22 protein-coding genes are annotated in these 25227 nt (G+C 73.8%); 9 read left to right on the top strand and 13 right to left on the bottom strand.

Features of this window, described 5'->3' with window-relative positions; genetic code table 11:
- Positions 1-93 precede the first annotated feature (93 nt).
- Together ACIPWA_RS02405 and ACIPWA_RS02400 are read left to right on the top strand one after the other, a co-directional pair.
- Positions 94-495, top strand: coding sequence for a hypothetical protein (locus ACIPWA_RS02405; RefSeq protein ID WP_400287929.1), 402 nt, complete (start codon positions 94-96; stop codon positions 493-495).
- 182 nt (positions 496-677) lie between these two features.
- Positions 678-944, top strand: a complete 267-nt coding sequence (locus ACIPWA_RS02400; RefSeq protein ID WP_068625587.1) for a mycoredoxin — start codon at positions 678-680, stop codon at positions 942-944.
- Between the two features lie 165 nt (positions 945-1109).
- Here ACIPWA_RS02400 and ACIPWA_RS02395 read toward each other — a convergent pair whose 3' ends face one another.
- Together ACIPWA_RS02395 and nudC are read right to left on the bottom strand one after the other, a co-directional pair.
- The gene (locus ACIPWA_RS02395) at positions 1110-2153 is read right to left on the bottom strand and encodes a DUF2776 family protein (RefSeq protein ID WP_400287928.1); all 1044 of its coding nucleotides are present in this window, start codon (positions 2151-2153) and stop codon (positions 1110-1112) included.
- Between the two features lie 93 nt (positions 2154-2246).
- Positions 2247-3320, bottom strand: coding sequence for an NAD(+) diphosphatase (nudC, locus tag ACIPWA_RS02390; protein ID WP_400287927.1), 1074 nt, complete (start codon positions 3318-3320; stop codon positions 2247-2249).
- Between the two features lie 119 nt (positions 3321-3439).
- Here nudC and ACIPWA_RS02385 point away from each other — a divergent pair, with 119 nt between their 5' ends.
- Positions 3440-4363: a phosphotransferase gene (locus tag ACIPWA_RS02385; RefSeq protein WP_400287926.1), complete on the top strand. Its 924-nt coding sequence runs from the start codon at positions 3440-3442 to the stop codon at positions 4361-4363.
- Positions 4364-4379: 16 nt separating this feature from the next.
- On the opposite strand, the gene ACIPWA_RS02380 is transcribed toward ACIPWA_RS02385, so the two are convergent.
- From ACIPWA_RS02380 to ACIPWA_RS02370, 3 genes are all read right to left on the bottom strand, one after another.
- Positions 4380-7988, bottom strand: coding sequence for a UvrD-helicase domain-containing protein (locus ACIPWA_RS02380; RefSeq protein ID WP_400287925.1), 3609 nt, complete (start codon positions 7986-7988; stop codon positions 4380-4382).
- Positions 7985-11431 carry an ATP-dependent helicase gene (locus tag ACIPWA_RS02375; protein ID WP_400287924.1) on the bottom strand — a complete coding sequence of 1149 codons (3447 nt, stop codon included), beginning with the start codon at positions 11429-11431 and terminating at the stop codon, positions 7985-7987. The genes ACIPWA_RS02380 and ACIPWA_RS02375 overlap by 4 nt, the downstream gene beginning before the upstream one ends.
- A 140-nt stretch (positions 11432-11571) precedes the next feature.
- Positions 11572-12417: a DUF3152 domain-containing protein gene (locus tag ACIPWA_RS02370; protein ID WP_400287923.1), complete on the bottom strand. Its 846-nt coding sequence runs from the start codon at positions 12415-12417 to the stop codon at positions 11572-11574.
- A 222-nt stretch (positions 12418-12639) separates the two neighbouring features.
- On the opposite strand from ACIPWA_RS02370, the gene ACIPWA_RS02365 reads away from it, so the two are divergent.
- Together ACIPWA_RS02365 and ACIPWA_RS02360 are read left to right on the top strand one after the other, a co-directional pair.
- On the top strand, positions 12640-13323 hold the full coding sequence (locus ACIPWA_RS02365) for a TetR/AcrR family transcriptional regulator (protein ID WP_400287922.1): 684 nt from the start codon (positions 12640-12642) through the stop codon (positions 13321-13323).
- A gap of 155 nt (positions 13324-13478) precedes the next feature.
- Positions 13479-13703 carry a DUF3107 domain-containing protein gene (locus ACIPWA_RS02360; protein WP_056647744.1) on the top strand — a complete coding sequence of 75 codons (225 nt, stop codon included), beginning with the start codon at positions 13479-13481 and terminating at the stop codon, positions 13701-13703.
- Between the two features lie 164 nt (positions 13704-13867).
- Here ACIPWA_RS02360 and ACIPWA_RS02355 read toward each other — a convergent pair whose 3' ends face one another.
- Positions 13868-14605, bottom strand: coding sequence for a ferritin-like fold-containing protein (locus tag ACIPWA_RS02355; protein WP_068707813.1), 738 nt, complete (start codon positions 14603-14605; stop codon positions 13868-13870).
- 420 nt (positions 14606-15025) lie between these two features.
- Here ACIPWA_RS02355 and ACIPWA_RS02350 point away from each other — a divergent pair, with 420 nt between their 5' ends.
- Both ACIPWA_RS02350 and ACIPWA_RS02345 read left to right on the top strand, forming a co-directional pair.
- A complete protein-coding gene (locus ACIPWA_RS02350) occupies positions 15026-16765 on the top strand; it encodes a DEAD/DEAH box helicase (RefSeq protein WP_400287921.1) in 1740 nt (579 codons plus the stop codon).
- Between the two features lie 127 nt (positions 16766-16892).
- Positions 16893-17363, top strand: a complete 471-nt coding sequence (locus ACIPWA_RS02345) for a VOC family protein (protein ID WP_400287920.1) — start codon at positions 16893-16895, stop codon at positions 17361-17363.
- A 48-nt stretch (positions 17364-17411) separates the two neighbouring features.
- Here the strand turns inward: ACIPWA_RS02345 and ACIPWA_RS02340 are convergent, their stop codons facing one another.
- The 7 genes from ACIPWA_RS02340 to ACIPWA_RS02310 form a co-directional block, all read right to left on the bottom strand.
- Positions 17412-19193: a beta-N-acetylhexosaminidase gene (locus ACIPWA_RS02340; RefSeq protein ID WP_400287919.1), complete on the bottom strand. Its 1782-nt coding sequence runs from the start codon at positions 19191-19193 to the stop codon at positions 17412-17414.
- 89 nt (positions 19194-19282) lie between these two features.
- Complete coding sequence (locus ACIPWA_RS02335; RefSeq protein ID WP_400287918.1) at positions 19283-20044, bottom strand: hypothetical protein; 762 nt, start codon at positions 20042-20044, stop codon at positions 19283-19285.
- Positions 20041-20217 carry a hypothetical protein gene (locus ACIPWA_RS02330; protein WP_400287917.1) on the bottom strand — a complete coding sequence of 59 codons (177 nt, stop codon included), beginning with the start codon at positions 20215-20217 and terminating at the stop codon, positions 20041-20043. Before ACIPWA_RS02330 ends, ACIPWA_RS02335 begins: the two co-directional genes overlap by 4 nt.
- Before the next feature lie 148 nt (positions 20218-20365).
- Positions 20366-20596, bottom strand: a complete 231-nt coding sequence (locus tag ACIPWA_RS02325; RefSeq protein WP_400287916.1) for a DUF2283 domain-containing protein — start codon at positions 20594-20596, stop codon at positions 20366-20368.
- A gap of 796 nt (positions 20597-21392) precedes the next feature.
- Positions 21393-22019 (bottom strand): MarC family protein, encoded by a 627-nt coding sequence (locus tag ACIPWA_RS02320; protein WP_354511011.1) that lies wholly within the window; start codon positions 22017-22019, stop codon positions 21393-21395.
- Between the two features lie 19 nt (positions 22020-22038).
- Entirely contained in the window at positions 22039-22878 is an 840-nt protein-coding gene (locus ACIPWA_RS02315; protein ID WP_191802817.1) for a PHP domain-containing protein, read from the bottom strand.
- A gap of 124 nt (positions 22879-23002) precedes the next feature.
- Positions 23003-23455, bottom strand: a complete 453-nt coding sequence (locus ACIPWA_RS02310) for an Lrp/AsnC family transcriptional regulator (RefSeq protein ID WP_191795714.1) — start codon at positions 23453-23455, stop codon at positions 23003-23005.
- Between the two features lie 115 nt (positions 23456-23570).
- Between ACIPWA_RS02310 and ACIPWA_RS02305 the strand changes: the two genes are divergently transcribed.
- Both ACIPWA_RS02305 and ACIPWA_RS02300 read left to right on the top strand, forming a co-directional pair.
- Positions 23571-24191, top strand: coding sequence for a LysE family translocator (locus tag ACIPWA_RS02305; RefSeq protein ID WP_400287915.1), 621 nt, complete (start codon positions 23571-23573; stop codon positions 24189-24191).
- Positions 24192-24282: 91 nt separating this feature from the next.
- Positions 24283-25188: an alpha/beta fold hydrolase gene (locus ACIPWA_RS02300; protein ID WP_400287914.1), complete on the top strand. Its 906-nt coding sequence runs from the start codon at positions 24283-24285 to the stop codon at positions 25186-25188.
- Positions 25189-25227: the final 39 nt, after the last annotated feature.

The raw sequence follows: 25227 nt of genomic DNA, 5'->3' as shown, positions 1-25227 counted from the left end.
CGGACGCCACTCTCCACAGGGTGGGGTCGTCGTCGGGCGTGGCAGGGAACGAGCGACCGGGGTGGGTCGTGCCTGCGCTGCCACAATCGACCGATGCGCATCTTCCGCCTTCCCCAGCACACGATCGACCGGTTCGGCAGCTCGGGCGTCGACATGACGCTCCTCCCGTTCGTCGAGCACTCCGAGCGGACGCACGTGAACGTCGCCCGCCTCGGTGCGGGTGGGACGTTGGGTGAGCATCCCGCCACGGCGCCGCAGGTCTTCGCGCTCGTCGCGGGCCAGGCTGTCGTGTCCTCGGGCACGGGCGCCGAGCAGGTGAGGCTCGCCCTGCGGAGCGGCGAAGCGGTCGTCTGGGAGCGGGGCGAGGTCCATCAGACCTGGGCGACCACGGACGTCGTCGCGGTCGTGATCGAGGCCGGGGCCACAGGCGGAGACGCCGCGCTCGGCCTGGAGGCCCCGTTCGAGGAGGTCACCGACCTCGCCGAGCGACGCTGACGCCGGCGCGGCTGCGTACCGGCGCTCCCCGCGTCGGACACTCGCACCACGGACTCCCTTCCCACGAGAGGGAACAACCGCACCCCCGCGGACGTTGCCCACGACGGCAGCACCCGGGTCCTGTGCCCGGCGCGGTTGCCGGCCCGCGCGCACGCCCGGGCCCCGCGAACGAAGGAGCACCGATGGCCACGGCCCCGACCACCCCCGACGCCGGATCGATCGTCATGTACTCGACGAGCTGGTGCGGCTACTGCCGTCGCCTGAAGACCCAGCTCGACTCCGCGGGCATCGGGTACACCGAGGTCAACATCGAGGAGCACCCCGAGAGCGCGGCCTACGTCGAGCAGGTCAACGGTGGCAACCAGACCGTGCCGACCGTCGTCTTCCCGGACGGCACCGCGGCGACCAACCCGTCGCTCGCCCAGGTCAAGGAGCGCCTCGCGGCCTGACCTCCCCGCTCCCGGACGAGGTGCTGTCGCGCACCACGCGGCACGTCGTCGTCGCAGAAGGCCTTGGACAGGAGTCCGGGGCCTTCTGCCGTGCTCGGATCGTGCTCGCGCAGCCCGCGGTCGCGGTCGCGCGCACGCGCAGCCCGCACGTGCCCGGCTGACCGGCTACTTCGAGGTCCCCGCCTCGAGGATCGACACGATCGAGAAGAGCGTGAAGCAGACCGCACCGAGCCCGACCAGGACGTGCGCGCCGACGAAGAAGCCCGGCTCGGTCATGGTCGCCTCGAAGAGGAACGCCGCGAAGAACAGGCACGCGAGCGCCGTGGCCACGGGGATGATGGGGATCCGGTTGGCGAGCGCGAAGACCTGGCGCCACACGAGCGCGAGCAGAAGCACCTTGGACAGGATGCTGAAGCAGATGAGCCCCAGGCCGATCAGCACGGTGCCGGGGGCCAGGCGCGACGGGTCGTCCGAACTGAAGAGCACCACGAGGCCCAGGGCGACGTTGATGGTTCCCATCGCGACGACCCACCACGTCCAGCGGTAGCGCTCGGCGTCGCCGAACTCGTTGCGGACCTGGCGCACGATGCTCGCGACGAGCGCGACGAGCGCGGAACAGACGAGCGACAGGCCGACCATGACGTTGCCCGCGACCAGGGCCGCATTGCCGCCGCGCGCGTAGAGCGTCACCGCGACGATGAGACCGGCCACCGCGAACAGAGCGGGGATCGCGATCAGCACGGTTCCCGCCCCGCGTGAGTAGGCGCCGTCCGGTGCACCGCCTCCGACGGGAAGGGCCGCGCTCTTCTGGATGAGCACGAACTTGGTCGACGCCGTGGCCACGGTGCTCACGCACCCCGCGATGAAACCGATGCCGAGCATCACGTGCCCGGCCACGATGAACTGCGGCTCGTCGCCCCGACCGATGATCGTGATGCCCCAGATCATGGTCGCGATGGCCACCGCGTATCCGAGCACGGGCAGGACGATCTCCCAGACCCTGCCGTACCGGTGGACGAGCTGGCGGATGATCGTCGCGGCGGTCGTGAACAGCGCGATGCAGATCGCGGTCAGGGCCACGTTGACGTGACCTGCGACGAAGTGGTTCGCGTCGTCACCGCCCGACAGGACGTAGAGCCCGAACGCGAGGCACACCGCCCCCATCGCCAACGGGATCGCACGGAAGAGAACGCTGATCGACGGGTTCATGCTCACTCCTCAGGGTGGACGAGCCGGTGCGTCCACCGTAGGCAGGGCATCGAGGATCGGCCCGTCGAGCACCCTGGACGCCCCTGTGGCACGTCAGTCCCCCGCGAGCGGACCCCCGAACCACTCCTCGACGAGCGCCCGCGCGATCGAGGAACGGCTCGGCAGCTTCACCTCCCCGCTCTCCGTGGCCCGGACAAGCTGCGCCCGGGTGAACCAGCGCGCGTCGGTGACCTCCTCGCCGTCGGGCCGGATGTCCGTCGTGAGCGCCGTGGCCGTGAAGCCCAGCATGAGCGAGGCCGGGAACGGCCACGGCTGGCTCGCCCGGTAGACGACCTCGCCCACCTGGACGCCGACCTCCTCCGCGACCTCGCGCCGCACGGCCTGCTCGAGCCCCTCGCCCGGCTCGACGTAGCCCGCGAGCGTCGAGAAGCGTCCCTCGGGCCAGTGCGCGGCGTGGCCCAGCAGGAGCCGGTCCTGGCCGGGCCCCGCGCCCGGGTCGACGACCGCCATGATGACCGCCGGGTCCGTCCGCGGGTAGTGCTCGATGTCCTGCGCCACGCAGCGCCGCACCCAGCCCGACGCGACGGGGACGGTCGGCTCGCCGCAGCGCGGGCAGCGCTCGTTGGCCGCGTGCCATGCCGCGAGAGCCACGGCCTCGGTCGCGAGCCCCGTGTCGCGCGGGCCGAGGCGCGAGGCCAGCTCGCGCAGCCCGGCCCACTCGTGCGCCCGTACCAGGACGGACAGCGGACCCGAGGGGTCCACGCCCTCGATGTCGAGGTCGAGGTCGTCCGCGTCGTCGGGCAGGAGGAGGGCCAGGAAGGACGTGCCCGACGGCGCGTCCTCGCCCAGGAAGACCCAGCGCGGCGTGTTGCTGTGGTCACCCGTGGCCGCGTGGGGCTCGGGAACGGCGGCGACGTCCTGAGGGGTGGCGAGCGCGAGCCCGCCCGGTCCGGTCGCGAGCCGTCCGCGGTGCAGCAGGACCACACGGGTCGAGGGGTCGGCACGCAGCGTCGCGAACAGGCCCTCCTCGGTGCGGCGGTGCGCCGCACGGTCGAGCGCGGAGCGGGCGAGCGGCAGGTGCGCGGCGAACGCGCTGGGGCGCTCGACAGCTCCCGCCGAGGGCTGCGGGTTCGGGACGGGGGTTGCGGGCGAGGTCTGGTCGGTCACCTGTCGACCGTAGGTCACGCGGGACGCGCGGCGCTCGCAGCGCACACGGCGCGGCTCGCGTCGCGGACACACCTGCCGCCGAGGGCGGCCCGTCGCTGCGCACCGACTACCGTGGACGCGTGCCACGCTCACCTCTCACCCTCGCCGCGCTCGCGACCGCAGCCGTCCCCGGCCTCGACGTCCGGTCCGTGCGACCGTCCGAGGCGACAGGGGACGACGACGTCGCGATCGTCACCGACGGCGACGGGCAGGAATGGGTCGTCCGCGCTCCTCGCACGCTCGCGGCCGGCGCCGCCCTCGAGGCCGAGACGGCCCTGCTGGACTCGCTGCGCCACTACGTGACGACGGGCGTCCTGTCCTTCACCGTCCCCGACGTGCTGGGCTACGCCCTGCTGCCCGAGGGCGGACGCGCCGTGGTGCACCACCGGTACGGCGGCGTCCCGCTCGACCTCGACACCCTGCGCCCGGGCCCGGGGCTCGCCGCGGACCTGGGGCGTGTGCTTGCCGCGGTGCACGAGCTGCCGCAGTCCGTCGTCGAGAACGCGGGCCTGCCCGTCTACACGGCCGCCGAGTACCGCGACCGCCGCCTCGCCGAGGTCGACGAGGCCGCGAAGACCGGCAGGGTGCCCGCCCGGCTCCTGCGCCGCTGGGAGGCCGCGCTCGAGGACGTGTCGCTGTGGAAGTACCAGCCCGTCGTCGTCCACGGGGACCTCGGCGCGGGCCAGGTGCTCGTCGCGCGCGGGCGCGTCGTCGCCGTGACCGACTGGGCCGAGGCGCGCGTGGCCGACCCCGCCGACGACCTCGCGTGGCTGCTCGTGGCGGCCCCGCCCGAGGCGATCGACTCGATCATGGAGGCCTACCAGCTGCGCCGCACCGAGCTCACCGACCCGCACCTGACGGACCGTGCGCTGCTCGCGGGCGAGCTGGCCCTGGCGCGCTGGCTGCTGCACGGGGTGCGGCACGGGCTCGACGACGTGGTCGCCGACGCCGTGGACATGCTCCTGGACCTGGACGAGGTCACGAGCGGGGACGACGAGGGCTAGCCGGAGGGCGGTGCGCTCAGGCGCCGTGCCCCGCCACGAGCGCCTCCAGCTCGGCCGCGTCGAGCAGCCGCTCGGGGCGCACCGTCTCGTCCGATCCCAGGTAGTAGAACGCGGCGTTGACCTTCTCGACCGGCAGCCCGGACCAGCGCGACCACGCGAGCCGGTACACCGCGAGCTGGACCTCGCGCGTGCGCCGGGCCTCGGCGTCGCGCGGGGCCTTGCCCGTCTTCCAGTCCACGACGACGACGGCGTCCCTCGCCCCGCCAGCGTGCTCGGGGCTCTCGGGAAAGACGGCGTCGATACGCGAACGGAACATGATGCCGCCCACGGGGGTCTCGACGTCGACCTCCACGGCGATCGGCGTGCGCCCCGCCCACTCCGAGGCGAGGAACGTCTGCTGGAGCGCCTCGAGGTCCAGGTCCGGGGAGATGTCCTCGTCGTCGGCCCCCGGCAGGTCGTCGACGTCGAGCAACGACGACGACGTGAAGTACTGCTCGGCCCACAGGTGGAACTGCGTGCCGCGACGCGCATGCACCGTGGGTTGCGCGGGCACCGGGCGCCGCAGGTGCAGCGCGTACTCGCCCCGGTCCGCGGCCAGACGCACGAGCCCCGATGCCGAGATGTGCGCGGGGAACGAGATCTCGCTGCTGCGGGCGTCGCGGCGGTCGCGCTCCTCGAGCAGGATGCGCGCGAGCTCGTGCAGGTCCGTGCCCGACGCGTCGAGCAGGGGGGCATGCCCGTCCGCCAACGAGCCCGGACCTGAGCCGACGCCCGCGTCAGCACCGTTGACAGCCCCGAGCGAGGCGCGTGCGTCGATCCGTCCCCGGACCCGGTCCGCGGCGGCCCGCACGACCGCTCGGGCGCGCGGCTCGGCCGGTGGAGCGGCCGTCTCACTGGGCGTGGCTGTTTCCCTCGCGCCAGCTCCCGGCTCCCCGCGCGGCCAGTCCTTCTCGTGGACCAGCTCGTCGCGCGGGTTGGTCTCGTCCTTCGCGGGCATGCCGGCCCAGTCGGCGTCGCTGATGATGCCGGCCTCGGCCAGCTCCACGAGGAACGGCGAGGGCGTGCGGGGCTTGGTCGCGTCGCGCCACCACGACCCGGCCAGCAGCAGCTCGGCGCGGGCGCGCGTGAACGCCACGTACGCGAGCCGACGCTCCTCGTCGACCTGGTGCTCACCGCTCGCCGCGAGGAACTCCTTGCGGCGCCCGTCGAGGTCCTTGGCGTCCTCCGCGACCTCGAAGTGGAAGACGGGCAGGTCCTCCGCGTCACCGCGCAACGGGTACGGGAGGTTGCCCAGCCCCGTGAACCAGCCGCTGTCGGTCGGCCCCTTGTCCCCCACCGCGGTGTTGGGGAAGATCCCGTCGACCATGCCCGGCACCGCGACGACGTCCCACTCCAGGCCCTTCGAAGCGTGCACCGTGATGATCTGCACCGCGTCGGGGTCCGGCTCGCGCACGGGCAGGTCGAGACCCCGCTCCTGGGAGCCGGCCGTGCCGAGCCACGCGAGGAAGGCGCCGAGCGTCGGCAGGTCCGCCGACTGCGAGAACGTCGCGGCGACGTCACGGAACGCGTCGAGGTGCGCGCGTCCCCGGTCGCCGACCTCCTCGCCGAACCCGCCCGCCGCGAGCGTCGCCGCGGTGGTCACCTCGATGTCGAGGCCGAGCGCCCGCTCGGCCTGCGTGACGAGCTCCGGCAAGGACAGGTACGTCTGCCCGCGCAGGTCGCGCAGGACCGTGGACAGCGCGGCCAGCCGCGCGTGCCCCTCCTCGGTGAGCTCGCGCCCGTCCCGGGCAGCGCGTCCGGGCGCGGGCAGGTCGTCGAGCGCGTCGACGATCGACCGGTGGTCGACCACGTCTCCCTCGACCACGGTGAGCGTCCCGTCCTCGGCGACGCCGGGCAGCTCGCCCTCCCCCGCCGCACCGGACGGACCATCGGGTGCGGCGCCGTCGGACGCGAGGGCGCCCGACAGACCGCCGGGACCGCCCGAGGCGCCCGTCGACGGGCGGCGCGCCGCGTCCCGGCGCGCCAGGTCTGCCGCCCAGCTGCTCAGCGCGTGCAGGTCCGCCGCGCCCAGGTTGAGGCGCGGCCCCGTGAGGATGCGCATGAGCGAGTCGCCGCGCGACGGGTCGTGCGCGACCTCGAGCAGGGCGACGAGGTCCACGACCTCGGGGGTCGAGAGCAGGCCGCCCAGGCCGACGACCTCGACCGGCAGGCCCTTGGCCCGCAGCGCGACCTCCATCGCGAGGAACTGCGAGCGCGCACGGCACAGCACGGCCGCGGTCACGCGTTCCTGACGGCGAGTGCGCGGGCGCCAGCGTTCGGCGACGAAGTCCGCGACCGCCGCGGCCTCCTCCTCGAGCGTCGCGGCGTAGACGCCGGTCACCACACCGCCCCCGGCCCCCGGGCGTTCGTCGAGCTGCGGCACGGGCACACGCGTGGCCCCCTCGCGCAGCGGCGCGGCCGTGACGTTGGCCGCCGCCAGCACGGCCCGGTCGTTGCGCCAGGACGTGCTGAGGTACTGCACGTCGGCGGGGGCGCCCGTGCTGCCGGGGCCCGTCGCGCGGAACCGCTCGGGGAACCGCGCGAGGCCCGACGCGCTCGCGCCGCGCCAGCCGTAGATCGACTGGTTCGGGTCGCCCACGGCCGTGACCGGATGTCCGCCGAACAGCGCGCACAGGAGCTCGACCTGTGCGTACGACGTGTCCTGGTACTCGTCGAGCAGCACGACCCCGTACCGCGCCCGCTCCCCTGCTCCCACCGTGGGCACGGTCCGGGCGAGCCGAGCCGCGATCGCGACCTGGTCCCCGAAGTCGAGCGAGTCCGAGGTCCGCTTGCGCTCCTGGTAGGCCTCGACCACGTCGAGCAGCCGGTGGCGCTCACCGAGCGAGCCCAGGAGCCTCTTGACCTCGGCGTAGTGCTCGGTGCGCCTGCCGCCGAGAGGCGTCGCGAGGATCGAGTCGACGATGCCCGTGATGCCCGCGCGGGCCTCGTCGGGGCTCAGCAGGTGCTCGCTCAGCGCACCGGACAGCGACAGCACCGCGCCGACGACCGTGGAGAACGCCGCCTCGGTCTGGAGGTCGCCGGCCCAGCTCTCGACGACCTCGGCCGCGAGCTGCCACTGGCTGGCCTCCGAGAGCAGCCGCGCGCCGGGCTCGATCCCGATCCGCAACGCGTGGTCCCCCACGAGCGAGGCGGCGTACGAGTTGTAGGTCGAGATCGCGGGCCGGTCCAGCATCGACAGCGCCGCACCGTCGTTGCCCAGGGCGCGATCGAGCTGCAGGAGGCGCGACTGCACGCGCTCGGCGAGCTCGCCCGCCGCCTTGCGCGTGAACGTCAGCCCGAGCACGGCCTCCTTGGCGACCCACTCGTTCGCGATGAGCCACACCACGCGCGCGGCCATGGTCTCGGTCTTGCCCGACCCGGCCCCGGCGACGACGAGCAGCGGCGCGAGGGGCGCCTCGATCACCGCGACCTGCTCGTCGGTGGGCCGAGGACGACCCAGCATCTCTGCGATCCGCACGGCCGAGAAGCGTGGCTCGGGCAGCTCGCGCGCGCCCTCCCCGCCGGCCCCGGCCGGGACTCCGACCGTCCCGAGGTCGAGCTCGTCGAACAGCGACTCGGCGCTCATGCGATCACCTGGCGGCCTTCCGTCATCAGGGGGCAGGACCGGCGCACGGGGCACACCGAGCACAGCTTGTTCTCCCGGGCCGTGAACACCGAGTCGGCCATGGTGTCCGCGACGTCCTCGACGAGCTCGCGCGCCCAGCTCGTCCCGTCGGGCTCGGGCTCCAGCGCCGGCTGGGTCCGCAGCCCGGCGTCCTTGCCATCGCCGACGAACACGAGCTGCGCGCCCGCGCTGCGCGTGCCCTCGGGCAGGTCGAGCGCACCGCCCTCGACGGCAAGCTGGTAGGTGCCGAGCTGGGGATTGGTCACGGCCTCCGTGACCGACGGTTTGGTCTTGCCCGTCTTGAGGTCCGCGACGCGCACCGCGCCGTCACCGGCGTCCTCCACCCGGTCGATGACCCCGCGCAGCACGGCACGGCCGATCTCCAGCTCGAACGGCGCCTCGACGAGCAAGGGCTCGCCCGAGGCCTGCAGGTACCCCGCGAGCCGACCGACCATGTCCTCGGCCTTGTGGCGCGTCTGGGTCGTGGGCCAGCCCGGCGTGAGCGCGAGCTCGGGCCAGCGGCGGTCCAGCTCGGCCGCGAGCTCGGAGTGCGTGCCGCGCGGCGCCTCCTGCGCGATCGAGTGGACCAGGTTGCCGAGCGACTGGGCCGTCGCGTCGGGGGCCGTGCCTCCCGCGCTCTCCACGGCCCAGCGCAGCGCGCACCTGCTCACCGACTCGACCTTGGACGGCGAGATCATGACCGTGTCCTCGGGGCCCCACAAGGGGTCGGTGCTCGAGACGGGGTTCACGCCGTACCAGGACTCCGGCCGGGCCTCGCCCACGCCCGCGAGCGCCAGGTCGGCGAGCAGCTCGGCGAGGGCCTCGGGTCGCACGGGGTCGCCTGGGTCCCCCACGTCTCGCGTCGAGCCGTCCCCGCGCACCATCTCCTCCACGAGCAGGCTGCGCGCCGAGGCCACGAGCCCGCGCAGATCGAGGGGCTGACCGACCTGGACGCGGCGCGGGTCCCGCTCCTCCTCGGGGAGCACCGGCCCGTCCCCGTCGCCACCGTCCTGAGGCACACCACCCGCCCCCTGGGCGGCGTCGTCGGGCCCCGCGGGCGGGCACACGAGGTCGACGAACGGTGAGGGCACCTCGTCGACGTCGCTCACGGCCGTGACGAGCAGACGACGTGACGCACGCGAGGTCGCGACCGCGAACGAGCGCAGCTCGTCGGTCAGGACGGCCCGCCGAGCGTCGGGTCCCAGGCCGTGCGCGTCCTGCGAGCGCCCCGCGAGGAGCTCGACGAGCGCCTCCGACCCGAGCAGGGAGTCGCGCAGGCGTAGGTCCGGCCACACGCCGTCCTGGACGCCGGCCACGACCACGACGTCCCACTCGCGCCCCGCCGCCCCGGCGGGCGTGAGCGCCGCGACGGAGTCAGTCCCGGCGGCCCGGGCCGCGAGCGAGTCCGCGGGGAGGTCCTGGGACTCGAGGTACTCCACGAACGCCGACGGCGGAGCGCCCGGCATGCGGTCGACGAACGTCTCCGCGGCGCGGAAGAGCGCGAGGACCGCGTCGAGGTCGCGGTCGGCGCGCGCGCCGACCGCTCCACCGCCCAGCGCGGCGTCGCGCCAACGGTCCGAGAGCCCGGTCGCGCTCCAGATCGCCCAGAGCACGGTCTGTGCGGTCGCGTCGGGGGCGAGCGTGGCCTCCCGTCCGGCGGCGATCACCCGAGCGACCGCCACGGCACCGCGACGCACGCTCGCGGGCAGCGTCGCGGCGCGCGACGCGTCGAGCAGGACCTCGACCAGGAGGGCGTCCGACGTGCGCCCGCCGCCCGACCCGAGCTCCTCGGCCCGCAGCGCCCGGCGCAGGCGACGCAGCGCGACCACGTCCAGCCCGCCCACGGGCGAGGTCACGAGCGCGGCCGCCGTCACGGGGTCCAGCTCGTCGAAGGTCGTGCTGGGAACCGGCGGCTCCCGTTCGATCAGGGTCTCGGCAGGGTCGCCCACGTCGCGGGTCACCGCGTCGTCGATCCCGGCCGTGCCGCGCACGCCGTCCAGCCCCCGCGAGTACCCGGCCGGAGGCAGGCCCACCGCGACGCGCATGATCGCGAGCAGCGGAGTGACCGCGGGCTCCTCGCGCAGCGGGACGTCCGAGCCGAGGATGCCGACGGGCACCGACGCCGCGATGAGCGCGCGCCGGAGGGTCGCGAGCTGCGACCCCGCGCGGCACACCACGGCCATGCGCCCCCAGGGCGTGCCGTGCAGCAGGTGCTCGGCGCGCAGCTCACGGGCCACGTACGCGGCCTCCTCCGCGCCGCTGCCGAGCAGCGCGACCGACGCCCCGCGGGGCGCCCCGCCCTCGGGGACGGGAGCCGGCGAGGCCCCGGCCCCACGGTGGACCGCCCCCGCGACCGTGCCGATCTGGGTCGTCACGGTCCGGGTGACGTCGCGTAGCGCGACCTCCTGACGCCAGGCCGTCCCGAGGACCTCGACGCGCGCGTCGAACTCGCCCGTCACTGCCCGCCGACGCACGGGCGCGCCGGCGCGACCGACCAGCCCCGGGCTCGCGCCACGGAAGGTCTGGACCGCGGTGTCCGGGTCCGCCAGGAGCACGAGACGCGCACCCGCGTCGTGCACCACGCGCAGGAAGCGCGCGGTCGCGATCGTGGCCTCCTGGTAGTCGTCCACGACGACCACGTCCCACGTGGGCCGCGGCGCGCCCGTGACCTCGTCCTCCCAGGCGAGCAGTGCCTCCGCGGCCTCGTCGACCACGACCGCCGGGTCGTAGCGCGCGCCCAGGTCCGGGGTACCGACGCGCAGCGCCGTCACGTCGAGGTACTCCTGGTAGACCTGCGCGGCGGTCCGCCACTCGGGGCGCTCGTGCGCCGCACCCAGGTCGTCGAGGTCAGCGGGGGTCAGGCCGCGCTCGGCCGCGCGCATCAGCAGGTCGCGCAGCTCCTGACGCAGGCCGCGCAGGGCCAGCACCTCCTCCGGCAGACCGTCCGGCAACCGCAGCGGCACGCCGTCCCCGTCGAGGTGCCCCGCGAGGAGCTCGGCCAGGAGGAGGTCCTGCTCGGGACCGGAGATGAGCGTGGGCGGCGGCTCGCCGATCGCTGCCGCGCGCGCACGCAGGACCGCGAAGGCCGCGGCCGCGGCCGTGCGCACCATGGGCGCGCTGACCGTCCGGTCCGCGCGCGCCGACAGCCTGTCCCGCACCTCTGCCGCCGAGCGTCGGGACGCCGCGACCACCAGGACGCGTGCCGGGTCGACGCCCTCGCTCAGCGCCTGCGCGGCGACCTCGATGGCCACGGTCGTCTTGCCCGTCCCGGGAGCCCCGACGACCAGGGTCGCCGGTTCCGTGCGCGCCGCGTCGAGCGCGGCCCGCTGGGTCGCGTCGAGCCGGACGGGCGCCGTGGAGGCGGTGTCCGGCAGGACGAGGCGGAGGTCCGGGTGGTGCAGCACGGGAAGATCTCATCACGAGCCACCCACACTCCGGCGCACCCGGCGAGGGCCTCGCCCGAGCCCGCCCCGAGCCCGCCCCGGGCTCGCGGACGGCGCCCCGGCCGCTGCCCGGAAGGTGCCCCGGACGACACCCCGCCCGGCTACCCGAGCGTCGGCCACCCGTTGGGCAGGCAGCCCTCGGTCGACATCGACTGCTGCACCATGACGGGGGCGAGCGTCCCGGGCGCGGGGCAGCTCACGTGCCGGTGGCCCAGCACGTGCCCGACCTCGTGGTTCACCAGATAGTGCCGGTAGAGCCCCATGTCGCCGTCGAAGTCCGAGGCTCCCTCGACCCAGCGCGAGAAGTTGAGGATCGCCGCACCCGTCACACCGCACGAGTACGTCCCGCCGGTCTTGAGCGGGGCGCACATCCGGTCGGTCGTCACCGGGCTCGCCAGGACCACGCGGATGCTCGCGTCGCCCCCCGTCCGGGCGAACGTCACACCGTCGACCGGCCCCCAGCCCCGTGGGTCGTTGAGGGTCGCCATGACGGCCGCGGCGAACGTCTCGCCGTCCACGGGCAGCCCCGCCTCGACCTCGATCCGCACGGTCTTGACCGTCCCGGCCCCCGGCGCGGCGACCTCCGCGGGCACGACCACGAGCGCGCCGCCGAGGTCCGGCACCACCTCGGTCCCGACCAGGCCCGACCCCGCCTCGACCTCCCGTTCGAGCACGAGCGGGAGCGACCCGGGCCCGTCGAGCCCCAGCTGGGGGTCGCGGACGGACCGGCTCGCGACGTCCTCGCCCCGGTTCTCGGGAGCCGCGGGGGCCTCGTCGACCGCCTGCCCGACGGCGCCGCTCACCGGGGCTTCCGACGCACCGTCCGCCACCGCGACGTCGGTGGCACCGGGTGCTCCCGGCAGGAGCGACCCCGCACCGAGCCCCCCGGCCCCGAGCCCGGCCAGCAGCCCGACCGACGCGAGGACGAGAGCAGGACCGCGACGCATCCCGCGCCTGCGGACCCGTCCCAGACGCGCCCGGGCGCGCGACCTGCGCGAGGTGCGCGGCGCCGTCGGGCGCGAGAACGGGGCCTGGCCTGCACCTTCATGCCACTGCGGGGACCCCTCCGGGCGTCCCCTCGATCCGTCGTGGGGGGCTTCCGGGGGCATCACGTGTCCATGATCGCACCGCCCGTCACGGCCCGACGCCGCGGCCCGTACTATCGCCGCATGTCGGGGGTCGCAGAGAAGTCGAGAACCACACGGTCCATCGCCGTGCGCATGCCGCGGGACGAACGGCGCGCGCAGCTGCTCGCCGTCGCCGAGCGTCTGTTCTCCGACCACGGCTACCACCACATCACCATGGACGACATCGCGGACGGCGCCGGGGTCAGCAAGCCCGTGCTCTACCGGCACTTCCCGTCCAAGCTCGACCTCTACATGGCCCTGGTCGACGAGCAGGGTGCTGCGCTGGTCCGCTCGGTGCGCGCCGTCCTGGCGCCCTTCCGCTCCGCGGCCCCCGGCACGTCGTCCGAGGACCTCGACGCCCTCGCGGTCGACGGGCTCGCCGTGATCGAGGGGATCGTGCGGGCCTACGTCGACTACGCGCGGTCGGCCGGGCCGTCGGCCGGGCTCCTGTTCGAGTCCGACGTCATGCGCGACCCCGGTGTCCGGGCCCGCGTGCTCGAACCCGACGAGGTCAACGCGCGCGAGTTCGCCGAGGTGCTCGGCCGGCTCACGTCGCTCACCGGGCAAGAGGCGCTCGTGGTCGCCCGGACCTGCACCGCGATCGCCCGGACCGCGGCGACCGAGGCCGTCCGCGCCGAGAGCGACGTGACGACCGCCGAGCTCACCCGCCTGCTGCCCGCGCTCGCCTGGCGAGGCGTCCACGGGATGCTCCGCCGCGACGCCTGAGGATCGGGGCCGCGGTAGGCCCTCAGCAGGGCCCGCGCGCGCCCTCACCAGCGCGGGAGCACCCGAGGCCCTCGGGAATCTCGTTAGTATCGGAGGAGTTGTCGACCAGTGGCCGGCGGGATCACCCGCGGGCGACGCTCGCGAAGGAGAATCACGTGGAAGTCACCATCGGTGTGCAGAACTTGGCCCGCGAGCTCGTGATCGAGACGGAGGAGACCACGGAGGCCGTCGCCGCCGCCGTCTCGGCCGCCCTGGCGGGCGGTCCGGCACTCGAGCTGCTCGACTCGCGCGGTCGCCGCGTCATCGTCCCGACGTCGTCGATCGGCTACGTGGAGATCGGTACCGAGGAGCAGCGTCGGGTGGGCTTCGGCTCCCTCTGAGAGCTCACGCAGAACGAGGGCGGTGCCCCGGCCGGTCGGCCGAGGCACCGCCCTCGTCGTACGTCGCGACGTCCTGAGGTGCTCAGGCCGCGAGGCCGTGCACCACCCGCTCAGGCCGCGAGGCTGTCCCGGACCGCTCAGGCCGCGAGGCTGTCCCGGACCGCTCAGGCCGCGAGGCCCAACCGCCCCATCCTGCGCGTGTGCTCCGCCGTGAGCTGCGAGAAGACCCACGCCTGGCGGTCAGCGGCCGTCCCCGTCGCGTCCGCGGCTCCCGGGGTCCCCGCCTCGGTGCGGTGCCCCGCGCCGTCCGCGAGGAGCCTGCTCAGCCCCTCACGCTCGGAGAGCAGCGTCTGCACCAGCCCGAGCGCCTCGCCCACGAGCCGCCGTCCCCACAGGGCGAGCCGCGACGCGAGCACGGGGTCTGCCGCCGCGGCGTCCGCGATGACGGTGGCCGAACGCTCGGAGTCGACGCCGTCCGAGAGGATCTCGAGGACCAGGTCGCGCGACTCGTCGTCGAGCCCGTCCGCGGCGAGGCGGCAGAAGTCGTCGGCGACACCGTGACCGACGTACCCCTTGAGCACGCCCTCCCACCAGGTGCTCGACGGCGTCCGCGCCTCGAAGTCGTCGAAGATGCCGTCGAACGCGCCCATCTCGGCCTCGGGGTCGGCGCCCAGGTCGGCGATGCGCTCGAGGACGCGCTCGTGGCGCGCGAGCATCTTGCCCGCGTGGCGCGAGAGCTGGTGGCGCTGCGCGAGGGTCGGAGCGTGCGCCGCGTCGGCCGCGAGACGGCCGAAGGTCGCGAGCTCGGTGTAGGCGATGAGGCCCAGCAGACCGACCGCGTCACGGTCCGTGGCGAGCTTCTCGGTAGCGACGGACGGGTCGTGGTGCTGCGGCTCGCTCATCGGGTCAGGATAGTCGAGTCGCGCCGAGCGTCCCCCGTCGTGGGACGCGACATGACGGGCAATGATCGGCTTGACGGGTGCCGTCCGATAGTATGGGGGGGTACATCGGTTGCCCGGTCGTCCGAATCCCCGGTCCCCGGTGGGTGCTCGTGAGCCCCACCCCGTGCCGAAAGACTTGCGAACGACACTGCACGACGCCGACCTCGGTCGGTGCGCGCGGGCGGAACCGGGGTTCGCGCCTCACGGCCGACGACCCCCGACGACGTCTTCGCGGCGAATACCCACGATCGGCTGCCGGCCACTAGGCGCGAGAGACCGTACCTGCCTGGGATCTTCCCGGAGCATCGTGGACCCGCCAACCGTCGGGTCGATCACGCACGTGCGGGGCCTCGCGCCAGACATCAGAACCACGAGGCACCAGTGACCACCACCGAAACACCTGTCGAGCCCACCGAGCTCGACCTCACCCCTGCCGAGGCCCCTGTCGACGACGCACAGGGCACGCTCTCGTCGAGCGTCCAGGCCAAGGACGTCTCCTTCGCGGACTTCGGTGTCCGCCCGGAGATCGTCGAGGCGCTGGCCGACGCCGGTATCACCCACCCGTTCCCCATCCAGGCCATGACCCTGCCCGTCGCGATGTCGGGGCACGACATCATCGGCCAGGCCAAGACCGGTACCGGCAAGACGCTGGGCTTCGGCGTGCCGCTGCTGCACCGCGTCATCGCCCCGGGCGAGGAGGGCTTCGACCAGCTCCCCGCACCGGGCAAGCCGCAGGCCCTCGTCATCGTGCCGACCCGTGAGCTCGCGGTCCAGGTCGCCGGCGACCTCGAGGCCGCCTCGGCCAAGCGCAGCGTCCGCATCATCCAGCTCTACGGCGGCCGTGCGTACGAGCCGCAGATCGCGACGCTCAACGCGGGCGTCGAGGTCGTCGTCGGCACCCCCGGTCGCATGATCGACCTCATGAACCAGGGGCACCTCAACCTCACGCGCGCTCGCTGCGTCGTGCTCGACGAGGCCGACGAGATGCTCGACCTGGGCTTCCTGCCCGACGTCGAGAAGCTCCTCTCGCGCACGCCCGCGGCCCGCCACACCATGCTGTTCTCGGCGACCATGCCGGGCGCGGTCGTCTCGATGGCCCGCCGCTACATGACGCAGCCGACGCACATCCGGGCCAACGACCCGGACGACGGCGGCCAGACCGTCAAGAACATCAAGCAGGTCGTCTACCGCGCGCACGCGCTCGACAAGGTCGAGGTCCTCGCGCGCATCCTCCAGTCCGAGGGCCGCGGCCTGACGATCGTGTTCGCGCGCACCAAGCGCACGGCCGCCAAGGTCGCCGACGAGCTCGCCGACCGCGGCTTCGCCTCGGGTGCGATCCACGGCGACCTGGGCCAGGGCGCCCGCGAGCAGGCGCTGCGCGCCTTCCGCTCGGGCAAGATCGACGTGCTCGTCGCGACCGACGTCGCGGCTCGTGGCATCGACGTCGACGACGTCACGCACGTCGTGAACTACCAGTGCCCCGAGGACGAGAAGACCTACCTGCACCGCACGGGCCGTACCGGCCGCGCGGGCAACAAGGGCACGGCCGTCACGTTCGTCGACTGGGACGACGTGCCCCGCTGGTCGCTCATCAACAAGGCCCTGGACCTGAACATCCCGGAGCCCGTCGAGACGTACTCGACCTCCCCGCACCTGTACTCGGACCTCAACATCCCCGAGGGCACCAAGGGCCGACTGCCCAAGTCCGCGCAGACCCGCGCGGGCCTGGACGCCGAGAAGCTCGAGGACCTGGGCGAGACCGGCAAGCGCGGCGGCTCGCCGTCGTCCGCGCGCGGCGGTCGCGACGCAGGCCGCGACGCGGGCCGCTCGGGCTCGCGCGACGCCGGTCGGTCGGGTGGCCGCGACAGCGGTCGCAGCAGCTCGCGCGACGCCGGCCGGTCCGGTGGACGCGAGGGTGGCCGCAGCTCCGAGGGCGCGCAGCGTTCCTCGGCATCGGCCGTCTCCACGGGTGCGGAGCAGGCTCCGCGCGCCGAGGCTCCGGCCGCCGGGGCGTCCGCGGACGGCGCTCCGTCGCGTCCGCGCCGCCAGCGCAACCGTCGCCGCACGCACGGCGGCGGCTCGGGCGCCGGCACCACGGGGGCGCCGGCTCCGGCCGAGTGACCCTCGACGCACGACACCGACGGCGGGCCGTCGCTCCTCGGAGCGGCGGCCCGCCGTCGTCCCGGGAACCGTCATGCGCGCGGGCGCAGCGGCGGCGTGCCCGGCGGGTCGGGGCTAGCGTGGATCCATGGAACCTCGCGTCAGCCTGATCACCCTGGGGGTGCGCGACGTCGCCCGGGCACGCGCCTTCTACGTCGACGGGCTGGGCTGGGCACCCGTCAACGAGGTGCTGGGCGAGGTCGTCTTCCTCCAGGTCGGTCACGGCCTGCTGCTGTCGCTGTGGCGCCGGGCCGACCTCCTCGAAGAGGCCGGTCCCGGCATCCACGAGGGGCACCACGGTCCCGAGCCCGTGACGCCCGTCGCGCTCTCGCACAACGTCGGCTCGCCCGCCGAGGTGGACGACGTCCTGGCGAGCGCGCTCGCCGCAGGAGGCTCAGTCGTCGTGCACGCGCAGGTGCGCGCCTGGGGCGGCTACTCGGGGTACTTCGCGGACCCGGACGGGTTCCGCTGGGAGGTCGCCCACAACCCGGGCCTCGTCGTGTCCGACGACGGACGGGTCACGTTCGCCGCGGCCGAGCCCGACCCTGGGGCCTGGTAGGTCCTGGCGGGACGCCGTCAGCCGAGGCGGGTGCGGCCCCTCACTCCTTCAAGGGGCCCAGTCCACGTCGGCGACCTGGTTCCACCCGATGCCCGCCGCGGTCCAGCGCGGGGACACCTGGACGAGCCGGTCACGGAAGTCCGGATAGCTACGGTCGGCCTGCTCCGACCACGCGACCTCGGCCGTCGCCGGCAGTCGCGGGAAGAGCATGAAGTCGGCGTACTGGTCGACGGGCACGAACACGTCGGTGCTCGTCGGCAGGCCCGCGAGGCTGTCGGGGTAGGAGCGGTCGGACCACAGCAGCACCTCGACGCCCGCCACGTCGGACTCGTCCGCCATGGCGCTCTGGCCGTCAGGTGAGGTGAGCTCGGTCGCGGGGTCCCAGTCGTACGCCTCCTCGAGCGTGATGCGCGAGGCCCACTCGAGGCCGTACGGGGTGTCCTCGTCGTACTTCATGTCGAGGTACGTGCGGTCGGCGGGCGACATGATGAGCCGGGCGCCCTTGTCGAGCGCGGCCTGGACGTCGACCAGGTCGGCGTTCGTCGCCTCCCCGCCGATGACCGGGCGCAGCCGCTCCCCCACGCCCCAGTACTGGATCAGCGCGCCGGGCGGGAGCGCCTCGGACGCCCCCCACTGGTGCCAGCCGATCACGGTCTTGCCGTGGCTGGTCGCGATCTCGTTCGCGGCCTCGGCGTAGCTCTGGTACCAGCCGGGCGGGCTGGGCGCCTCGTCGCCGCCCAGGTGCAGGTACGGGCCGGGGTTCTGCCCCGCGACCGAGGCGAGGACCGTCTGGAGGTAGGCCCGGACGTCACCCATGTTCTCGTCGCTCGCGCAGACGATCGGGTTGTTGACCTCGGGGCCCCAGTACAGCGGGGTCGGGACGCCGTCGCAGGTGAGCGAGCCGAGCGACGCCTGCGCCGCGAGGGTGTGCCCCGGCCCGTCGATCTCCGGGACGACCGTCATGTACTTGTCGCGCGCGTACGCGACGATCTCCGCGTACTCGTCCGCGGTGTAGTACCAGCGCTCACCGTCCCCCGTCCCGGGCTCCCACCCCTCCTGCGTGGTGGAGCCGACCTCGGTGAGTTCGGGCAGGGCGTCGACCGCGATGCGCCACCCCTGGTCGTCCGTCAGGTGCAGGTGGAGCGCGTTGAGCTTGTACGTCGACGCGTGGTCGATGAACCGCTTGACGGACTCGACCGGGTAGAAGCGGCGCGCGACGTCGAGCATCGCGCCGCGGTAGGCGAACCGGGGCTCGTCGGTGATGGTCACGGCAGGTGCCGTCCACCCGCCCGCCGGCTCCTTCTGGACCGTCGTCGCATCGATCTGCGCGGGGAAGAGCTGTCGGAGCGTCTGCGCGCCCCGGAACAGACCGGGGGGCGTCGCGGCGGTCAGGACGATCTGCTCGTCGTCGACCGTGAGCTCGTAGGCGTCGACGCCCGTGTCGTCGAGCAGGCCGTCCCGCTCCCAGACGACCTCGGTGTCCAGCACGAGCTCGAGGCGGATCTCGCCCACGGCACCGTCGACCGCCGGGCCGAGCGGCAGGTCGAAACCGGTCGCGGTCCCGAGGCGCTCGGCGAGCTCTTCGCCCACCTGGTAGACCTCGGGCGCCAGGTCCTCGGGGGTGACCAGGGCGATCGTCGAGTCGGCCGTGAGCGTGAACTCCTCGCCCTCGTCGACGCTCACGTCCGCCGGCACGGGGACGAGCCCCAGGCCGATCGACGGGACCGTGCTCTCCTCGGCCGTGCAGCCCGTGAGCAGCGTCGCGGCGAGGACCGTGGCGACGCCCCCCGTGGTGAGAGCGGCGGGTCGACGGCGACCTACCGAGTTCATCAGCACTCCTTCGTAACTCATGACCGAAGAAGGCCGCGCCTTCCCCTTGCCGTCCACCCTAGGGGCGTCCCTGGGCTCGACGACGCGGGTCAGCCGTCTCGATGCGGTAACGAATCGGGCGGGAGTGACCCCAGGACGTCTGGCAAGCCGTACCGATCCCGGAGCACGTCGTAGCAGCGGGCGACCTCTCGGCGCCCGTCGGCTGCCGAGCCGCGCGAGAGTGGTGCGTCGAAGAACGCCAGGATCCGGCTGCCCTGCAGCACGACGTGCGCGTTGCGATCACTGGTCGTCGCCTCGACGACCATGAAGAGCTCGTTCGGACACTCGTGACTGAGCAGGTGCTCCCTGAGGTCCTGGCTCTGCTCGATCTCCCGGCAGGCTGCCGCCGCACCCCGGTGCGCTCGCGAGCGAAGGACCCACCAGCGAGGCTCGATCATCTGGGCGCCGACCTCTCCCGGGCGGGGCTCGCCCTCCGGCGGGGCGAACGCGAGGCCGGTCGCCTGCTCGTACGCCATCGAGATGATGTCGAGGACATCCTCGGCGCCGTCACCCTCCGGTCCCAGCTCGACCACCGCCCGCCCCGATGCCACGGCGCCCGCCACGATGTCGGGCCCGCCGGCGATCAACCGGACGACGGCCAGCTCCCGGGCGTCCCCGTCGAGGGCGACACCGAGGACCGGGTCCCAGACCTCGACGGCGGCGAGCGACGCTTCGACCCTGCGGAACTCTTCGACGAAGGCGGTGATCTCCGCAGGGGACATCCGTTGGACCTCATCAACGAATGCCTGCTCGGTCTCCGAGAGGTCACCGCCGAGAGCGTCGATCGCCGCCCAGAAGGACGAGCCGGTCATGAGCGCTCCCCTCGCAGGCCGTTGAAGCCGTGTTCGCGGTCACCGTAGCTGCTCCTGCCGACGACCCACTCCTCCTCGCCGGCCTCCAACCACGCCACGGTTCCGTCAGGCGCCTCGTCGACGACCGACGCTTCCAGCCGACGCTTCGCCTGCGCCAAGGAGGCCCTGGTCATCTGGTGACCAGCGGGGCGAGGGAGGAGAGGAGCGCGAACGGTCGGGCGCGCGTTCACCAGAGAACGGTGACATCCGGCGCGAGGAACGGGCGCCTCAGCGGGCGCCGCCGAAGCGACCGACGCGGCTTGTTCAGCGGACGGCCCGGGGTCAGCGGTCACCGCCCTGGTCGCCGTCCTCACCGTCACCGTCACCGCCGTCCAGCATGCCGCGGTAGCCGATCAGCTCGATCCCCAGCAGTCGTCCGTTCGCGTCGAGGTCAAGCACGACCTCGCCGTGCAGCCGCGCGTCGTCCACGACGATCTGCTGCACCGCGTCGCCGTCGCCGATGGGCTGCAGCGTGATGTACGCCGCGTCGACCTCTGGGTCGATCTCCATCATGTGGTCTTCCTCTCGTCCTGGGCCGCAAGGAGACTCTCACGACCAGCGCCTCCCGAGGGACTGCCTCCTCGCGGTCGCCTGCGTGCCCTGCTCATGGACGACCTCGACGATCGCCTCACGCTCCACCGGCGGTGGACCCCCGTCGCCACCACCGCGCTCGCCGAGGCCGCGAGCGCGATTGCTCCAACGCCCTGCGCTCGCGTCGCGTCGATCCGGAGCAGGGCCTTGCGGCAGACCAGCGCCCCCGGCCGGACCTCCCAGTCGGCCGTGCGCCATCGCGCACGAAGACCCTCAACAGTCCCGGCGCCGACCCTCACCGACGCCTGCGCCCTGCCTTGAGCGCGCAGGCGGCGCGCCCGCCTCTCGCGCAGTCGCCTCCTCAGGCCTTCGCCCAAACTCGTTCCCGATCACCTCGCCGACCAGGTCCCCCAGGTCATAGATCACCCTCCGCCACCCTCCGGGGGCTCCCCAGTCCCGTCGCTGGGAGCCTGCTCGGCCTCAGGCGAGAGAGGCGTGGATCGGGCGCGATCGAGCAGTTCCGCGCAAAGGTCGAGCGCGTCGGCTGCCAGCCGAGGCCCCAGCGCGCGTGCTCGTCGTCGTCCACGTTCCTGCCCCCTCCGCCCAGCGAGCGCACTCCAGCGCGCTCGCGACGTGGGAGAGGGCAATACCCCAGATGCCCCGCCTCCCCGACGCGGCCCGCAGCGGCCGCGCGGCGGTGCGCGACGTCGTCGGGCATGAGAACGCCCGCGAGACCAGGAGGTCTCGCGGGCGTCGGGGCGCTAGGGTCGGCCGGGCGTCAGCTGGCCGCCTGGACGAACGCCGTGACGGCGTCCGCGACGAGCTGCACCGCGATGGCCGCGAGCAGCAGCCCTGCGATGCGGGTCACGAGGATCGTGCCCGAGTCGCCCAGGACCCGGTGGATGACGTTCGCGAAGCGCATCGCCAGGAAGAGCGTGAGGTGGACCGCGACGACGCCCGCCGCGATCGCGACCCAGTCCGCGGCGGACCCGTCGGCTCGCTGGACGAACACCATGGTCGCGACGATCGCACCGGGGCCCGCGAGGAGCGGCGTGCCGAGCGGGACCAGGGCGACGTTGACGCCCTTGTTGCCCGACGGCGTCGGCTCCTCCATCTTCCCCGTCAGCAGCTCCATGGCGACCAGCAGCAGCAGGAGCCCGCCGGACGCCTTGAGCGCCGGGAGGGAGATGCCCATGTAGTTGAGGATCTGCTGGCCGAACACCGCGAACGACACGATCACGCCGAACGCGACGAGGATCGCCGTCCTGGCGGCCTGGTTGCGCTGCTTGGCGCCCATGGCGCTCGTCAGGCCCAGGAAGATCGGTACCGTCCCGGGAGGGTCCATGATCACGAACAGCGTGATGAACACCTCGGTGAAGAGGCGGAGGTCCATGATGTCGTTCACGACATCACCGCCCGCGCCGTCATCGGATCACGTCCAACGTGCCTAGCTCCTCGATCGTCTCCAGCACTCGTGGTGCTGTCGTGTTCTCGCCGAGCCGGTTCGGTTTGCCGGCTCCGTGGTAGTCGCTCGAACCCGTCACGAAGAGGCCCAGGGTGTGGGCGATGTCCTCGAGACGGGCAACCTGCTGTGCGCTGTGGTCGCGGTGGTGCACCTCGAGCCCCAGCAGTCCTGCGTCGGCCATCTGCTCGATGACCGCGTCCGGCACCACGCGCCCTCGCCCGTCGGCGCCCGGGTGGGCGAAGACGGGCACCCCGCCCGCTGCGCGCACCGCGCGCACGGCGTCCAGGACGTCAGGGGCGTAGTGCGGCACGTAGTAGCCCGTGCCGGGGTGCAGGATCGTGGCGAATGCCGCCGAACGGTCGCTGACGTGGCCGGTGGCCACCAGGGCGTCCGCGATGTGCGGGCGCCCGATCGTGGTCCCCTCCTCGGTCTGCGACAGGACATCTTCCCACGTCAGCGGGTAGTCCTCGCCGATCCGCTCGACCATGCGCCGGGCCCGCGAGACGCGGTCGACGCGCGTGCGCTCGGTCTCGGCCAGCAGGTCGGGGTGCGTGGGGTCGTGCAGGTAGCTCAGCAGGTGGACCGAAACGTGCCCCGAGCGGGCCGAGATCTCCGCACCGCGCACGAGGGCGATGCCGCTGCGGGTGGCGGCGTCCGCGGCGTCGGCCCAGCCGGCCGTCGTGTCGTGGTCGGTGAGGGCCACGACGTCGAGGCCTGCGGCGGCTGCGTCCTCGACGACCTGCGCCGGGGCGTCGGTCCCGTCGGACGCCGTGGAGTGGGTGTGGAGGTCGATGAGCACCCCCTCAGGATAGTGAGCGCGCACGTCGAGGCCCGCCGGGAGGGCCCGACGGCGGCGCTCACCGAGGCGGACGGGTCCGGCGGGTCTGCTGCGGCCTGCGTGCCGCACGGCACCGCGAGGCCGCCTAGAGAGGCAGGGCCCTGTCCTCCACGACGCTCTTCATGACGAGCGTCGAGCTGAGGCGCATCACGCCGGGCAGGGTCGAGAGCCGCTCGTCGTAGAGCACCTGGAACCCCTGCAGGTCGCTCGCGACGACGCGCAGGAGATAGTCGGGGTCGCCGAAGAGCCGTTGGGCCTGCAGGACGTTCGGGACCTCGACGACCGCGGTCTCGAACGCCTCGAGCGTGTCCCTCGTCGCGGACTGCATGGTCACGAACAGGAGCGCCTCGAAGGTCAGCCCGACCGAGGCCGCGTCGAGGTGCGCGCGGTAGCCGCTGATGACCCCGGACCGCTCGAGCGCCCGCAGCCGCCGGTGGCACGGCGAGACGCTGAGGCGCACCCGTTCGGCGAGCTCGGTGAGCGTGAGCCGGCCGTCCTGCTGCAGCTCGGCAAGGATCTGCCGGTCGATGTCGTCCATGCACGAGATCCTTCCATCCGAGCACGAATCAGAGCAAGAAGTTGGAAGCACTTTTGCCTCGTTCCGACCTAACGTTGCTCCCGCGCCGGACGTCGGCGCCCACGCCCTTGGAGGAATGATGCCCGTCGCCACGATCGCCGCGTTCTGGGCGGTGTCGCTCGTCTTCGTCGTCACCCCCGGGGCCGACTGGGCGTACGCGATCACCGCCGGCCTGCGCCACCGGTCGGTCCTGCCCGCGGTGGGCGGGATGCTGGCCGGCCACCTCGCGGCCGCGCTGGTCGTCGCGGCCGGGGTCGGCGTCCTGGTGTCCCGTTCGCCGGCCCTGCTCACGGTCCTGACGATGCTGGGCGCCGCGTACATCGCCTGGCTCGGCGTGACCATGCTCGCCCGCCCGGGTGGTCCCATCACGGAGGGGGATCACGTCGCGGGGTCCTGGGTGCGCCAGGCCGCGAAGGGCCTCGGGACGAGCGGGCTCAACCCCAAGGTCCTCCTGCTGTTCCTGGCGCTGCTCCCGCAGTTCACCGACCCGGCGGGGCGCTGGCCCGTCGGCGCGCAGATCGCGGCGCTGGGCGCGGTGCACATGGTCGGCTGCGCCGTGGTCTACCTGCTCGTGGCGTTCGGGGCACGGCACGTCCTGCGCTCCCGTCCCGGGGCGTCGCGGGTCGTGACACGGGTCTCGGGCGTCGCGATGATCCTGATAGGCACCGCGCTCGTCCTCGAGCAGGCGATCGGCTGACGGCCTCGTCCCAAGGCCCGCACAGGACGTTCACGCGAGGCTCCCGGGGCTTTCGCACTGCTCCCAGGTGACGCTGGCAGCATCCGAAGCGATGCGAAACAGCCAGCCCTCTCCCCAGGCCTCCGTCTTCCCGTCCGACCCGTCGATCGATCTCCTCCCGAGCCTCGCGCAGGCGTCCTCGGCCGGGACCCCTGCCGCCGTCGTGTTCGTGCACGGCGTGCGCACCTCGAACGCGATCTGGGGGCGTCAGCTCGCCCACGTGCGCGAGGCGGGCCACCTCGCGGTCGCGGTCGACCTGCCGGGGCACGGCGAGCGCAGCGACGAGCGGTTCACGCTCGCACGGGCCTTCGCGATCCTGGACGACGCCGTCGCGTCCTTCCCCGACGACGTCCCCGTCGTCGTGGTCGGGATGTCGCTCGGCGGCTACACGTCGCTCGCGTACGCGGCGAGCCACCCCGACCGGCTCGCGGGCGTCGTGGCGTGCGCGTGCAGCGCCGACCCGCGCGGCAAGCCCGTCGCGCTCTTCCGCGAGGCCGCGAGCCTCGTGGACGCTGCGGGCACCGCGACCCGTCGCGCGCTGGGCCGCGTCCAGGACGTGCTGCGCGCCGGCAGGTCGCTGCCGGGTGGAGCACGCGCCTCGGCCCAGCTCACCGGGGCCGGCACGTTCGCCGACCCGCGGCTCCCCGGCCGGCCCGCGTGGCAGGTCGTGACCGACGTGCTGCACGAGCTCGCGGGCCGCTCCTCGCGCGCCGACCTCCGCGCCGCCAAGGTGCCGGTCTGGCTCATCAACGGCCAGCGCGACCACCTGCGCCTCGACGAGAAGCGCTACCTCGACTCGGCCCCCGACACAGCCCTCGTGGTCGTGCCGCGCGCGGGCCACGACGTCAACCTCGACGCCCCCGACGCGTTCAACGACGCGCTCTCGCGGGCGCTGGGCGACCTCACGAGCCGCTGGTCCCCCGCTCGACGCCTCGAGCCGGTCGGCGCGGCCGCGTGACACGACCGTCCTGAGCGCCACGCCCGGCGACCCCGGGCC

It is taken from the genome of Oerskovia enterophila (assembly GCF_044748475.1).
Lineage (GTDB): Bacteria > Actinomycetota > Actinomycetes > Actinomycetales > Cellulomonadaceae > Oerskovia > Oerskovia enterophila.
This window is presented reverse-complemented; position numbering and strand designations above follow the sequence as displayed.

Coding starts and splice junctions, on each gene's coding strand:
- ACIPWA_RS02405 (WP_400287929.1), top strand. CDS start 94: ATGCGCATCTTCCGCCTTCCCCAGCACACGATCGACCGGTTCGGCAGC.
- ACIPWA_RS02325 (WP_400287916.1), bottom strand. CDS start 20,596: ATGATGGAGATCGACCCAGAGGTCGACGCGGCGTACATCACGCTGCAG.
- ACIPWA_RS02400 (WP_068625587.1), top strand. CDS start 678: ATGGCCACGGCCCCGACCACCCCCGACGCCGGATCGATCGTCATGTAC.
- ACIPWA_RS02335 (WP_400287918.1), bottom strand. CDS start 20,044: ATGACCGGCTCGTCCTTCTGGGCGGCGATCGACGCTCTCGGCGGTGAC.
- ACIPWA_RS02310 (WP_191795714.1), bottom strand. CDS start 23,455: ATGGACGACATCGACCGGCAGATCCTTGCCGAGCTGCAGCAGGACGGC.
- ACIPWA_RS02380 (WP_400287925.1), bottom strand. CDS start 7,988: ATGAGCGCCGAGTCGCTGTTCGACGAGCTCGACCTCGGGACGGTCGGA.
- ACIPWA_RS02345 (WP_400287920.1), top strand. CDS start 16,893: ATGGAACCTCGCGTCAGCCTGATCACCCTGGGGGTGCGCGACGTCGCC.
- ACIPWA_RS02355 (WP_068707813.1), bottom strand. CDS start 14,605: ATGAGCGAGCCGCAGCACCACGACCCGTCCGTCGCTACCGAGAAGCTC.
- ACIPWA_RS02365 (WP_400287922.1), top strand. CDS start 12,640: ATGTCGGGGGTCGCAGAGAAGTCGAGAACCACACGGTCCATCGCCGTG.
- ACIPWA_RS02370 (WP_400287923.1), bottom strand. CDS start 12,417: ATGCGTCGCGGTCCTGCTCTCGTCCTCGCGTCGGTCGGGCTGCTGGCC.
- ACIPWA_RS02300 (WP_400287914.1), top strand. CDS start 24,283: ATGCGAAACAGCCAGCCCTCTCCCCAGGCCTCCGTCTTCCCGTCCGAC.
- ACIPWA_RS02340 (WP_400287919.1), bottom strand. CDS start 19,193: ATGAACTCGGTAGGTCGCCGTCGACCCGCCGCTCTCACCACGGGGGGC.
- ACIPWA_RS02305 (WP_400287915.1), top strand. CDS start 23,571: ATGATGCCCGTCGCCACGATCGCCGCGTTCTGGGCGGTGTCGCTCGTC.
- ACIPWA_RS02395 (WP_400287928.1), bottom strand. CDS start 2,153: ATGAACCCGTCGATCAGCGTTCTCTTCCGTGCGATCCCGTTGGCGATG.
- ACIPWA_RS02330 (WP_400287917.1), bottom strand. CDS start 20,217: ATGACCAGGGCCTCCTTGGCGCAGGCGAAGCGTCGGCTGGAAGCGTCG.